The sequence below is a fragment of the Ferruginibacter paludis genome (assembly GCF_030409685.1).
Taxonomy (GTDB): Bacteria; Bacteroidota; Bacteroidia; order Chitinophagales; family Chitinophagaceae; genus Ferruginibacter; species Ferruginibacter paludis.
The window spans coordinates 151,998-166,087 of the sequence record NZ_JAUFQJ010000005.1 but is presented as its reverse complement, the minus strand read 5'-3'; the positions used below and the strand labels follow the sequence as shown (position 1 = coordinate 166,087).

Below are 14,090 nucleotides of genomic sequence, written 5' to 3'. Positions count from 1 at the left end.
TTTGCTGTGAATAATTTTAAAAAAAGCAGCCTGCGCAGGCAATTGAGTGCCGGATGTTTAACCGTGGTAAAGCTTTGCCATTTTATACAATTTTTTGAATGAACCATCCACATGAAAAGGATATAAATGAATTGGGAGGTGTATTGCTGGAAGCAGGTGTCAACCTGTTAAGTTCCGGCGCCAGTTGTGCCAGGATACGACTTACGATGAAAAGGCTGGCAGCCTCTTTTAAGTACACAGCACACATTTCCATAGCGCCCAAATCAGTTTCCCTTACACTGAATAATGAAGCAGATGCCTTGGTATTTAACGGCATGCGGAGCATTACCGCACAAGGTGTAAATTTTAAAACTATATCCGGTATCAGCAGGCTTAGCTGGGATGTACTTGAAAAACAATATTCCATTCAGCAGGTAAGGGATGAACTGGATAGACTGATGGCCCTGCCACACTATCCGCGGTTGGTAATACTGTTTTTTGTAAGTCTTGCCGGTTCAGGGTTTTGCTTTTCATTTGGCGGCAAGCTGCCTGAAATGGTGATTGCTTTTGGCGCAACATGCTGTGGCTTATTTGTTCGGCAGGAAGCTGTAAAGCACCGCTTTAATCCCTTTATCTGTGTATACATTGGTTCGCTGGTGGCGTCGTTATTTGCCGGCGCTTTTATTAAGGCTGGCCTTAATATTAATTTTGAACATGCTTTTGCGACCTCCGTTTTATTTTTAATCCCCGGCGTACCGCTGATTAATTGTTTTACCGATTTGATTGATGGCAATACACTCAATGGAATTGTACGGGGCATCAATGCTGTGATGTTTGCATTGGCTATTGCGCTGGGCTTGCTGACAACAATGTTTATTTATAATCTTAAATAAAACGTGGAATGGACTGGATAACAATATTGGCTAAAGCTTTTTGGTGTGGCTGGGGCGCTGTGGGTTTTGGCATTTTATTTAATGTACCACTAAGAACTTTATTTGCTATCTGGATATGTGGCGCACTCGGTGGCTTCCTGAAATTTAATCTGCTGCTACTGGGGGCGGGCGTTGTATCTGCTTCATTTGCCGGTGCGCTGGCAATTGGTATTTCAAGTATTCCTACGGCTCATTTCAGGCATGCGCCACCGATGGTATTTGCTATTCCATCTGTAATACCACTTATCCCGGGAGTATTCGCCTACCGTACCATGCTGGGGTTAATCAAACTAACAGGAGCCATCGGCCCCGATTACCAGGCGATCATTTCTGACACCGTAAACAATGGCGCAAAAACACTATTCGTCATTATGTCCCTCGCCATGGGTGTGGCCGTGCCAATGCATTTGATGCGCAAAGAATCTGTAAAGAACATTCGCCTGCGGTAAACAGCCGGTTGATAGTGCCTCCCGGAGTTAAAACCAAATAAGTCCGGGAAGTATTACAATGTGACAAACCTGTCTTACTTTCTTTATATCAGCTGAATGGCCGTCCATTTTTGCTGAGCCTATTGATGCTCCAGCAGAACCCGTGCAATTTTTTCCAGTTTGCTAAAATTATCATGCACATAGGTAAGCCCGGCCTGGTAAAGGTTGCTGATGTTTTCAGGTGTGGCAATATCCATTTCCGAACAGGCTTCTTTTAATCCCGGCTCCACGCGGTAATAATTATCCTGGTTCTCTTTGTCCAGGGTTAGAAACATTTGTGTTAACTGGTAAGAAACGGTTTCAGAATTGCCCGACATAAGGATATCGATCACAGGTTCCAGCCATTGAATTTCCCCGGCATGTTCAAAATGTTTGTAGCTGTATTTTTTCTTTACAGAACCTGTTCCCAGCGAGAGGATGATCATGTCTTTGGCAGAAGGCTTGTTTGTTTTTTCCGGATCATTTAAAAATTTCGAGAAGTCAATTTTCCTCGCCTCCGCATAAGCGCACAGTGCAGGGTTGTTGGCATACATGCCGCCATCTACCAAAGTAAATGACTGACCGGAAACAGATTCAATATGTGCCGGCGGAAAATAAGTAGGCGCTGCGGAAGTGGCTCTTGCCACATCAGCTACCTTAAAATTGTACAGCGCATTTTCGCGTGCATCGGTACTGGTAAAAAAAATGGCGTTGCGGTCTGTGATCTCGTAGGAGGTGATAAGGCTGGGTTTTATAAAATTGTCCAGGGTTTCTTCGCCAAAATAATGTTTTAATAAACCGTACAAAGGCCCGGCAGAATAGCGCTCATGTATAATGCCGCCGGCACTGGTTATTTTTTCTATCAGCGGCCGGTCAAAGATGACATGCCCTTTCTTTAAATAGAGATCAAGCGCTTCCTGTGCGGAGTAGCGGGCCTTACCATTTTCACCGGGTACTAAATACAGGCATGATAAAATGCCGCCGGTGCTGGTGCCTGCAATCATATCGAAATAGTCCCCGAGTTTGCAGGAGCTGTTATTATCCATCTTTTGTAAAATCTTTTCCAACTGCATCAGGATAGTGCCTGGTATAATGCCCCTGATGCCGCCACCATCAATTGATAAGATCCTTATTTTTTTCATACGCCGTAACTGATTAGACTAAAAAATACGTTTACTAAATATACTTTTTTATGGGTGCAATTACAAGTGTTCTTTTTAATTTATCAGGAGGAAAAATAATTGCAAAAACAAGAATGTTATGTAGTAGTACAAAATGCCGGTAGCTGCAATCAGGAGTTTTAAAAGCTAAAAAAACGCAGTCAAATACCATACTTCTCCAATCTTCTGTACAATGAAGCCCTCGTTAAACCCAGTTCCCGTGCGGTCTCTGTGATGTTGCCATTAAATTTTTGCAGGGCTTTTTTTATCAGTAACACTTCCATATCTTCCAGCTGCAGCGTTTCAATTACCGGCGCATCTTCATTGGCCATGCGGAACCCTTTAAAATCTTCTGGCTGCAATGTATCACCCTGAGAAAGGATCACGGCTCTTTCAATGGCATGCTGCAATTCCCGTACATTACCAGGCCAGTGATGTTTTTGTAATTGTTTTACCACCGTGGCATTCAGAGAGGCAACGGTACGGTTGTATTTTTTTGCATACACGTGTACAAAATAATCTGCCAGCAGGGGAATATCATCCTTCCGTTCCCGAAGCGGCGGCAACTGAATTTCAATGGTGTTGATGCGGTACAATAAATCCTGCCGGAACTGCTGATCGTTTACCATTTTATACACCGCTTTATTGGTAGCACACACAAGCCTTACATCAATGGGCTTTGCTTTATTGCTGCCTACTTTTGTTATGGTGCGGTTTTGTAAAACGGTAAGTAACTTAGCCTGCATCGGCAGAGAAATATTACCTATTTCATCTAAAAAAATAGTGCCGCCATCAGCTTCTTCCAGCTTGCCGGTACGGTCTTCTTTAGCATCGGTAAAGGAACCTTTTACATGACCAAACAATTCACTTTCAAACAGCGATTCAGAAATGGCGCCAAGGTCTACCGTTACAAAAGGTTTGTCTTTTCTTTTGGATTGCTGGTGAATGTTTTTTGCCACCAGGTCTTTACCAGTTCCGTTTTCACCCAGTATTAAAATGTTGGCATCTGTTGCCGCAACCCGTTCGATGGTTGTAAGAATTTGCAGTATGCCTTCGCTGTTACCAATAAAGGGATGTTCGGCAAAAGAGGAGGTGTTTCTTTGATTGCGGTCGCCGGTAACTTTTGTTTTGGAAGCCCTTTTTTCTCTCGCCGCTTCCATTGCGTTTTTTAAGGTCGCTACCAGTTTATCATTTTGCCAGGGTTTCAAAACAAAATCCTTTGCGCCCGATTTGATGGCCCGTACAGCCATTTCAACATCGCCATATGCAGTAAATAATACAACCGAAACCGAAGGGTCAAGATCGAGTATTTTATCCAGCCATTCAAAGCCTTCCTTGCCACTGCTGAGGTCGCGGGTAAAATTCATATCCAGGAGTATTACATCATACCCGCCACTGTTCACCCAATATGGAATCCGCAAGGGATTTTTTTCTGTATCCACTTGCCTAAAATGCCGTTTCAATAGTAAATTGGCGGCACTCAATACGCCGGCATCATCATCTACAATTAATATTTTTCCTTCAATGTTTGCTGTCATGTTGCCTGTAATTTTTAGCCGGTAGCTCTTGGGTTCAAAAATATTGATATGCGGTTAAAAGTATTGCAAAAATTTTCCAATCAGGCAAGTTTTTATTGCTGTTCGCTGCTGTACAACAAGGTGTCCGATAGCGGACACTTTAAAGGGTTGTAAAAAGCATACTCCTTGCCTGTAAAGGGTTATATGGTTTGGCATAGCTATTGGCACAGGTGAACCAGAAAATAATCAACAACAGCAATGGACAAAAAAATTGAAAAGAAATTCTGGAATTCTAAACGGATTGTTTGGATCAGCGGCGGTACCCTGGTGGTGGCTTTGCTGGTGTATCAATTGATTTTTGCAGACAGAAGATCGAGTTTAAATGTAGACAAGGAAAAGATTACCGTATCCGATGTTACCCAGGGAATTTTTGATGAATTTATCGTGGTTAGCGGGGTAGTGAACCCAATTAAAACGTATCGCATCGATGCTATTGAAGGCGGTTATGTAAAGGAAAAAGTGATTGAAGGTGGCAACACTGTAAAAGCCGGCGATGTGATTTTGAAACTGGAAAATAACCGCCTGCAAATGGAATTTGTACAGCAGGAGACTGAGATCAACAGGCTGATCAATGAACTGCAAAATACCCGCCTGAAACTGAAAACGGATAAGTTTGGATTGCAACGCACCATGAACGATGTAGACTATCAGTTGTCGCAGGCAAAAGACTACAATGACCGTAACGAAAAGCTTTTTAAAGACAAAGTAATCAGTGAGCAGGAATACCTGAAAACAAAAAGAGACTACGAAAAATTGAAGGCGCAGCAAACCATTGAAGTAGAATCGCAGACCTATCAAAACGACAACAGTAAATTACAGGTGCAGCAGCTGACAGGAACGCTGCAGCACTCGCAGAAAAACCTGGAACTGATGAAGGAAAATTTAAGCAACCTGGTAGTAAAAGCACCGGTGAGCGGGTTGTTATCTTCTATCGAAGCTGAAGTCGGCAGCAGCATTACAGCAGGACAGAACATTGGCCAGATTGATGACCTGAATGGTTTTAAAATGCGTGCCGGTGTAGATGAACATTATATCAACAGAATTTTTGTAGGCCTGAAGGGTACGATGGAATTTAACAACCAAAACTACGACCTGGTAATAGCCAAAGTTTACCCCGAAGTAAAGGCTGGGCGTTTTGAAGTAGACATGACGTTCGCTGGAAAAACACCGGATGGCATCCGCCGCGGACAATCTGCTTCTATCCGTATGGAGCTGGGTAAATCATCCAAGTCCATACTGATTCCGGTAGGTGGATTCTTTTCTGAAACCGGCGGCAACTGGATATATGTGATGGATGCCAGTGGCAAAAAAGCCGTTAAACGAAACATTACGCTTGGCATGCGCAACCCCGAATTTTTCCAGGTGCTGGAAGGATTGAAACCGGGCGAAAAAGTAATCACCAGCAGCTATGAAAATTATGGCAAAAATGATGTACTCCAATTTTAGCAACCGACTGTTAATTTATTATAAAATGATGGTTATGAAAAAATACCTTTTACTATCTGCGATGCTGGCATTCGTATCTGTTGGAACAGCGACCGAATGCGCCATTAAAACAACCAAAGCTGCCTGCTGCGTAAAAAAGCAAAGCGTAGCTGCTGCGGATGATTATTACGAAAATCACAATCTTATTTTCATTAAATATTTTTTTTAATAACTATACCCTGACAGGGCCGACAAAAACCAAACAATATGATTCAGATTAAAGAACTGCAGAAATTATTTTCAACCGAAGAAGTGGAGACCACTGCCCTTAACGGCATCAACCTGGAAATTAAAGAAGGTGAATTTGTTGCCATCATGGGGCCGAGCGGTTGCGGTAAGTCAACCCTGCTCAATATTGTCGGGTTGCTGGATAATCCATCCGGCGGCGATTACAATTTTTTTGGAACCGAAGTTGCCAAAATGACGGAACGTAAAAGAGCCCAGTTGCGGAAAGGTAATATAGGCTTCGTTTTTCAGAGTTTTAACCTGATTGATGAGCTGACTGTTTTTGAAAATGTAGAACTGCCTTTAATCTACATGAACATGCCTGCCAAAGAGCGAAAAGCAAAAGTGGAAACTGTGCTGGAACGAATGAACATCATGCACCGCCGCAATCACTTTCCGCAGCAATTAAGTGGTGGTCAGCAGCAACGTGTAGCGATTGCGCGGGCCGTTGTAGCAAAACCAAAACTGATTTTAGCGGATGAGCCTACCGGTAACCTCGACAGTAAAAACGGGGAAGAAGTAATGAAGTTATTGCAGCAGTTGAATGAAGAAGGTACTACTATCATCATGGTAACGCACAGTCCTTATGATGCTGGATTTTCTCACCGCATTGTGAATTTGTTTGATGGTAAGGTGGTAACAGAAAACTTTCATGTATAAATTAATTTTCAAAACAATACAGATCAGGTAACATGTATTTTAAACTGGCGATACGCAATCTTAAAAAAAATAAACTGTTTACGGCCGTAAACATCATCGGTTTATCAGTTGGTATTGCCAGCGTAATGGCCTTGTCTTTTTCGGTTTACCAGTACATTACTACTGACAGGGTTTTTAAGGGAAAGGCAGATTTGTATTACCTTAAAACGTCCCTGCCTTCTGGTGACAATTATATGCAGACAACCTTTCCGCTCCTGGATGAAGTTGTCAGAACTTGCCCTGAGGTGGAAGCGGCCACCCATACGCAAACATGGAACACTCCCTGGTTGAAGTATGGTGAAAAGGAAGCGCAGGAAAGAACAATGTATGTAGAAAAAGACTTTTTTAAAGTGTTTACTTTTCCTTTAACGGCTGGCAACGCTGCCAATGCATTGGGTGATAAATTTTCGGCAGTGATATCCGATAAAATTGCGCGGCAATTATTTGGTACCGAAAATCCAATGGGCAAAACCATTACTGCCGACGACTCCCTGCAACTAACTGTTACCGGCGTGTTGGCGCCACAGGCCAATAATAACACCGTTAAAGCCGATGTTTTATTATCTATCGCATTACTGAAGGATAATAAAGATTTTATTGGGGGAGCCAACTGGTATAACACTTTTGCCAGCAATTTTTTGCGGTTAAAAAAGGGTACCAGTATACCAGCTTTTGAAGCCAAACTTGCAAAAATTGTAGCTGCCAATTATGCGCCTGAAAACAAGCAGAGTATCATAAAGGCAGTCTCCTATAGTAACATAAAAGAGGAGTCAGGGCCATTGATTGGTATCATCATTAAGGGTTCTGTTGGTGCTGCCATTTTTATCCTGCTCATCATTGTGGTTAACCTGGTTAATCTGAATGCCGCCACTATGTACACCCGCTCTAAAGAAGTGGGCGTGCGGCAGATGATGGGAGGCGGAAAGAAAAATATTATCCTGCAGTTTTGTGTGGAGAATGGCCTGTTGGTGCTGTTTTCACTCATATGCGGCGGGTTATTGTTTATATACCTGCTGCTGCCGCAGATGAACAAATTTACCGGTGACAACTTAGCCGAAAGCGTGCTGAATATAAAGCAGGATTATCCTTTTTTACTCCTCTTTATTTTAGTAGGTGCGGTGATTACCCTGGTAGCCGGTAGCCTGCCTGCCTCAAGGCTTACGGCTTTTAAAATAATCGATGTTGTAAAAGGTAAACTGGGTAATATTAACAGCGGGCACGGTACGCGTAATGTTTTCATTACCGTTCAGTTTACGTTGGCCATTGTATTTATTGGTATTACGGTCATTCTTAACCGGCAGATCAATTATATGCGGTCGGTATCTATCGGCTTCAACAGGGAAAATGTGGTGGTGGTAAAAACAGACCTGGCATTCAAAAATCCTGCTGCCGCCGGAGTTCACTTTGAAAGTTTGCTAAACCAGTTGAAAGCAGATGCGAATGTAAAATCCTTTTCAACTACGAGTACCATACCTACAGCTTATTGGGATAATTACAATACTTATATTGAGACAGCGAGTGGCAAAGAGGTAAAATTAAAACACGCCGGTACCGACGCAGGTTACCTGAAGACTTTTGAAATACCATTGGTAGAAGGCCGTGATTTTGATGATGCCCTGGCTGCCACAGAAGGCAGTTCGATCATCATTAATAAAACAGCAATGAAGGCTTTTGGCTGGACCTCGGCAATTGGTAAAAAGCTTACATCAAAAGGAGGTGATGAGACAGCTACAGTTGTAGGTGTAATGGATGACTTCAACTATCAGAACACACAGGGGCCGATTGAACCATTACTGCACTGGTACACAGGCAAACAAAAGCTGGCAGGTAATAATTACTTAAGTATTAATGCAACTTCTGCTTATCAGCAGCAGTTGCTGCAACGGCTGCAGAAAGACTTTGCCGCGATGCCCAGCCGGAGACCGTTTAAATACGATTACATGAGCGATTTGGTGAATCAACAATATATTCTATTGAACGGTATTTTGTCTACCACCAACTTCATCGCCTTTTTGACAATATTGGTGGCAAGCATGGGTATGTTTGGACTGATTGCTTTGCTGGCAAAACAAAAAATAAAAGAGATAGGCGTACGGAAAGTGTTGGGTGCAAGCATACAAAATATTGTAGCGATGCTGTCGAAGGATTTTTTAAAACTGGTATTGGTGGCGAGCATCATCGCTTTGCCTGTTGCCTGGTACGCCATGCATAACTGGCTGAATGATTTTGCTTACCGCATTGAAATAAAATGGTGGATGCTGGTATTGACGAGCGTGATCGCAATTTTGATTGTGTTATTTACCGTGGGTTTTCAAAGTGTAAAAGCAGCCCTGATGAACCCGGTTAAAAGTTTGAGAAGCGAGTAGGGCCTCCTAAATCTCCGCCGCGGCAGAGGACTTTTGTATAGTTCCATGATTTAAACTGTTTGCAGATTCGGGTGATTAAAAAGCGAAAGTCTTAAGACCTAAAATATATAACCTGAAAAAAAGTATAAATAACTACAAGGGGAAAGCCTTCAGCTTTATGCGTTTGCTTTCAGCTTATTAAAAACGCCTTAACGGCATAATACCATGTTTAAAAACTATCTCACAATTGCCTGGCGCAATCTTAAAAAACACAAAGCTTATACTGCCATCAATTTAGTGGGGCTGGTGGTGGCCTTCAGCAGTAGTATACTCGTTTTTTTAGCGGCTTATTTTGATCTGTCTTTTGATCGTTTTCATACCAACAGTAACCATATTTTTCGTACTTATAGCAAAGTGCAGACACCCGAAGGCGTCCGCTACGGTAATTCAAGTGCCTATCCGTTGGCTCCGGCATTAAAACAAGCATTTCCTGAAGTAAAGTATGCTGCAAGGCTTAAATACGGAGGCAGTGCCGTACGGTATAAAGGGAAAGATTACAACAAATCCATCCGCACAACTGATCCTGATTTTTTGAAGATGTTTTCGTTTCCGGTAATTAAGGGCGATGCCAACACAGCGTTAAACGAACTGAGCAATGTTGTTTTAAGTAAGTCTTTTGCAAAAAGCATTTTTGGTGACGAAGAACCAATTAACAAAACCATCCAGTTAAAGCTGAATAACAAGTGGACAGACTTTATTGTAACAGCCATTATTGACGATTTTCCGCAAAATTCTTCCATTGAATATGATGGGCTTATTCGTATTGAAAATTCGGGGGATTATGTTGCCAATAAAAACGAATGGAATATGCAGAATCACAACGTTTTTATTCAGCTGGCTGATAATGTAGACCAGGCGCAATTTGAAAAAAAAGCGCTCCATTTTTTATTAAAAAATAATCCGCCGAGTGTGGATGATATTCAAAAGGCGCATCTTAAGCCCGACGCCAACGGCAATTACGCAACGCTTTTACTAACGCCCCTGAAAGACGTTCACTTTTACGATGATAGCACCGGTGGTACAAAAAAAGGCTACGTGTACACGTTGTTTTTACTGGCATTTTTTATTATGCTGATAGCGAGTATTAATTTTATTAACCTATCCATTGCCCGCTCCTTTACAAGAGCCAAAGAAGTGGGTGTTCGCAAATCAATTGGCGCCAACAAGGGCCAGATGTTTTTGCAAATATGGGGCGAATCGCTGCTGATTTGTGCTATTGCTTTTATTATTGGTTTAGCGGTTGCTTACTTTTTACTGCCCGGCTTTCGGTCACTGTTTAATACGGTATTGCCATTTTCATTCATTGCGCAGCCTGTTACGTTGTTATGTATCCTGGCTTGTTTTGTACTGGTGTCGTTAATATCCGGCGGCTATCCGGCATTGATAATGTCTGGTTTTAATACAATAGAAATTTTAAAGGGAAAACTTACGTTGAAAAAAAGAGGAGGCCTGCGCAACAGCCTGATCGTTGTACAATTCTCCATCGCTGTTTTATTGATCTGCAGCACGGTGATTGTACTACAGCAATTGAATTATTTACGCAGTATGCCACTGGGGTATAACAAACAGGAGGTGATCAGTGTGCCTGTTAGTAATACGGTAGATGCCGGTACATTTATTCAAAGAATGAGAAATGAGTTTTTAATGGACCCCAACGTGGTAGCGGTTTCTGGTACAAATATCAATATTGGTGACGGGCTTGACAACAGTGGCAACCGACAGAGTTATGGATTTAATTACGGAGATAAAAATGTACAAACCGATTGGCTGTATGTTGATTACGATTATTTGAAAACACTGGATATTCCGTTAAAAGCAGGAAGGGATTTTGACAGAAATTTTGCGACAGATTCCATTACATCAGTAGTGGTAAATGAAAGCATGGCGAAGCAAATGGGCGATAAAGATGTAGTGGGAAAATTTTTGTGGCCTGATACTGCGCAACCAAAAATGCAGGTGATTGGCGTGATCCCTGATTTTCATTTGTATTCGCTGCATGAAAAAGTAGACCCGCTTACAATGCAAATTGGCAGAGGCTCATCAATGAGTTATGCATTACTGAGGCTTAAGCCCGGCAATATGGTCACTATGATGGATAAGGTTAAAAAGTTTTGGAAAAGCGAACTGCCCGATAAAGAATTCCTCGGCTCTTTCCTGGATGAAAATACGGAGCGCTGGTTCAGGAAAGAACAACAGCTATCAACTATTTACAGTATTGCTGCCGGCATTGCCATCATCATTTCCTGCATGGGCTTATTTGCCATTGCCTTGCTGATGATAGAACAGCGCATTAAAGAAATTGGTGTCCGCAAATCGTTGGGTGCAAGTGTGCAGGCCATCGTAACCATGCTTAGTAAAGACTTTATAAAACTCGTGCTGGTATCCATCCTCATCGCATCACCCATTGCCTGGTATGCCATGAATAATTGGTTGAAAGATTTTGCATATCACATCAGTATTCAATGGTGGGTATTCGTGTTAACCGGTCTGACGGCCATTACTATTGCCGTGCTAACAGTAAGCTATCAGAGTATTCGTGCGGCGCTGATGAATCCGGTGAAGAGTTTGAGGAGTGAGTAAAAAGCGGCTCCCTGCCGCCATGGGGGCCAGGAGCCGCTGTATCGGGGGCTCGGTAGAAAATAGAAAAGTTTAAAATTCAAACTCCAGTATCTCTGCCAAGACCTAACGTCGTGCCGGTAAACTAACAACTGAAAACATGTAAACATCATATCTATGTTCAGGAATTATTTTAAGACAGCCTGGCGAAATCTTTGGAAGAACCGCACGTTCAGCCTGTTGAATATTTCAGGGTTGGCGGTTGGTATATCCTGTGCCGCATTGATCTTTTTATGGGTAGAAGATGAGTATACTTACAATGATTATTTTACCAACAGGGATCACCTGTACCAGGTAATGGATAACCAGGTGTACGATGGAAAAACCTATACGTTTGCATCTTTGCCCGGACCGTTCGCAAAGGCGGCTAAAGAAGAAATTCCTGGTATTAAAAATATAGTTAGAACTAACTGGGGCAACCGGGCACTCTTTAACTACCAGGAAAAAGGTGTGTATGCCAATGGCATGTATACAGATTCAGCTTTTCTTAAAATGTTTAACTATGAATTCATCCAGGGCAATGCTGCCAATGCATTCAGCCAGTTGTACTCGCTGGTAGTTACCGAATCAATGGCAAAAAAAATATTCAACAGCACGGATGTAATTGGCAGGCAATTGAAAATGGAAAACCAGCAGGACTATACCATTACTGCAGTTGTAAAGGATATGCCTTTAAACACCCGCTTTGCCAGGCAGGAATGGCTGGCACCATTTGAAATTTTTGAAAAGCAAAACAACTGGCTGACAAGCTGGGGCAACAATGGCATTCAGAATTTTATTGAGCTGGAACCTACTGCTAATGAAGCCGCGGTCAACAGCAAAATGTATGGTTTTATAAAAGCAAAAGATAAAGATGCCAGCGCCATGCCCTTTTTGCTGGCCGTTAAAGACTGGCGGCTGCGCAGCAATTTTGTAGATGGTAAACAAAGCGGTGGCAAAATAAAAATAGTGAAACTGTTTACCATTATTGCCTGGATCATCTTAATAATTGCCTGCATCAATTTTATGAATTTGTCCACCGCCAAAAGCGGCCCGAGGGCAAAGGAAGTGGGCGTACGCAAAGTAATGGGTTCGGCTAAAAGCATGCTGGTATGGCAGTTTATTTGCGAGGCTATACTCATGGCTTTTATAGGTGTGGTGATTGCCGTCGGCATTGTTGCATTGCTTTTACCTGCATTTAATCTGCTGGTGGAAAAACAATTGTCACTTGGATTGTTGCAACCAGCGCATTTTATTTCATTGGTTGTAATCGGGCTGTTGTGCGGTTTCATTGCGGGCAGTTATCCTGCCTTTTATCTTTCTTCGTTTCAACCGCTGGCTGTTTTAAAAGGCTTGAAGCTACAGGGCAATGGAGCCGGCTTTATCCGCAAGGGCCTGGTGATTACACAGTTTGTTATTTCCGTAGCACTGATCATTTGTACCATCATTATTTATGAGCAGGTAATGCATACCAAAAACCGCGAGCTTGGCATGAACAAGGATAACCTGGTAATGCTGAACCAGCAAATCATCAGTACTTCCGGTAAGGGTGACATCGGTTCACATTTTGAAAACATCAAAAATGACCTGGTGCAGACTGGGGTCGTAGAGCAGGCCGCACTCAGCAGCAGCGGGGCGTTTTCTGTCGGCAGTAATTCTTCCAGTTTTAACTGGAAAGGAAAGGAAGCCACAAAAGACGTATTGATTTCTATGAACTGGGTTACGCCAGGTTACATTAATACCATGGGCATGCAGTTGCTTGCCGGACGTGACTTTCACCAGGATGGCTTTGCTGACAGCAATACGGTGATCATCAATGAAACACTTGCAAAAATGATAACACCAAAACAGTCGGCTGTGGTAGGTACGCAGATTGAAAGGGATAGTACAAACTTTGAAGTAGTAGGTGTAATAAAAGATTATGTATACAATAATGTGTATGGCGGTGTAGCGCCATTAATTATTTTTAACGATAAAAAAGCAGCCAATACCAGCAACCTGCTCATCCGTTTTAAACCCCGGCAGGATTATAAAACCGCACTTGCCAAAGTGGAAAGCGTTATTAAAACCTACAACCCAACTTACCCTTTTGAATACGAATTTGCCAGTGACAGTTTTAAAGAATTATTTATCAACGAAAATTTAATCGGAAAGCTCGCAGGCCTTTTTGCCGTGCTGGCGATTTTCATTTCCTGTCTTGGTTTGTTTGGTCTTTCGGCTTACACAGCAGAAAGAAGAGTAAAGGAGATTGGTATACGGAAAGTACTGGGCGCTTCTGTGCAAAGCCTGGGTTCACTCTTATCAAAGGAATTTGTAAGGTTGGTCGGTATTTCCTGCCTGCTGGCATTTCCGCTGGCCTGGTATTTTATGCATAAATGGTTACTCGATTATGAATACCGCATCACTATCAGTTGGTGGATGTTTGTGTTACCTGCAGTAATGGCTATGCTCATCACCATTATAACCGTAAGTTTTCAGGCAGCTAAAGCCGCACTGATGAACCCCGTGAAAAGTTTGAGGAGTGAGTAGGAGCGGAGCCCCTGCCCCCAACGGGTTGTGGAATGCA

10 protein-coding genes are annotated in these 14,090 nt (G+C 42.6%); 8 read left to right on the top strand and 2 right to left on the bottom strand.

The window, feature by feature from the left end:
- Positions 1-98: 98 nt before the first annotated feature.
- Positions 99-872, top strand: coding sequence for a threonine/serine exporter family protein (locus QWZ08_RS09965; protein ID WP_290337255.1), 774 nt, complete (start codon positions 99-101; stop codon positions 870-872).
- Between the two features lie 8 nt (positions 873-880).
- Positions 881-1,360, top strand: coding sequence for a threonine/serine exporter family protein (locus QWZ08_RS09960; RefSeq protein ID WP_290337254.1), 480 nt, complete (start codon positions 881-883; stop codon positions 1,358-1,360).
- Between the two features lie 119 nt (positions 1,361-1,479).
- On the opposite strand, the gene QWZ08_RS09955 is transcribed toward QWZ08_RS09960, so the two are convergent.
- Both QWZ08_RS09955 and QWZ08_RS09950 read right to left on the bottom strand, forming a co-directional pair.
- On the bottom strand, positions 1,480-2,520 hold the full coding sequence (locus QWZ08_RS09955; RefSeq protein WP_290337253.1) for a patatin-like phospholipase family protein: 1,041 nt from the start codon (positions 2,518-2,520) through the stop codon (positions 1,480-1,482).
- Between the two features lie 179 nt (positions 2,521-2,699).
- A complete protein-coding gene (locus tag QWZ08_RS09950) occupies positions 2,700-4,076 on the bottom strand; it encodes a sigma-54-dependent transcriptional regulator (RefSeq protein ID WP_290337252.1) in 1,377 nt (458 codons plus the stop codon).
- 237 nt (positions 4,077-4,313) lie between these two features.
- Between QWZ08_RS09950 and QWZ08_RS09945 the strand changes: the two genes are divergently transcribed.
- The 6 genes from QWZ08_RS09945 (at position 4,314) to QWZ08_RS09920 (ending at position 14,053) form a co-directional block, all read left to right on the top strand.
- Positions 4,314-5,561, top strand: coding sequence for an efflux RND transporter periplasmic adaptor subunit (locus QWZ08_RS09945; RefSeq protein ID WP_290337251.1), 1,248 nt, complete (start codon positions 4,314-4,316; stop codon positions 5,559-5,561).
- A gap of 34 nt (positions 5,562-5,595) precedes the next feature.
- Positions 5,596-5,769 carry a hypothetical protein gene (locus tag QWZ08_RS09940; RefSeq protein ID WP_290337250.1) on the top strand — a complete coding sequence of 58 codons (174 nt, stop codon included), beginning with the start codon at positions 5,596-5,598 and terminating at the stop codon, positions 5,767-5,769.
- 38 nt (positions 5,770-5,807) lie between these two features.
- Positions 5,808-6,485 (top strand): ABC transporter ATP-binding protein, encoded by a 678-nt coding sequence (locus tag QWZ08_RS09935; RefSeq protein ID WP_290337249.1) that lies wholly within the window; start codon positions 5,808-5,810, stop codon positions 6,483-6,485.
- Positions 6,486-6,517: 32 nt separating this feature from the next.
- Positions 6,518-8,890, top strand: coding sequence for an ABC transporter permease (locus QWZ08_RS09930; RefSeq protein WP_290337248.1), 2,373 nt, complete (start codon positions 6,518-6,520; stop codon positions 8,888-8,890).
- 204 nt (positions 8,891-9,094) lie between these two features.
- On the top strand, positions 9,095-11,509 hold the full coding sequence (locus QWZ08_RS09925) for an ABC transporter permease (RefSeq protein WP_290337247.1): 2,415 nt from the start codon (positions 9,095-9,097) through the stop codon (positions 11,507-11,509).
- 153 nt (positions 11,510-11,662) lie between these two features.
- Positions 11,663-14,053: an ABC transporter permease gene (locus QWZ08_RS09920; RefSeq protein WP_290337246.1), complete on the top strand. Its 2,391-nt coding sequence runs from the start codon at positions 11,663-11,665 to the stop codon at positions 14,051-14,053.
- Positions 14,054-14,090 lie beyond the last annotated feature (37 nt).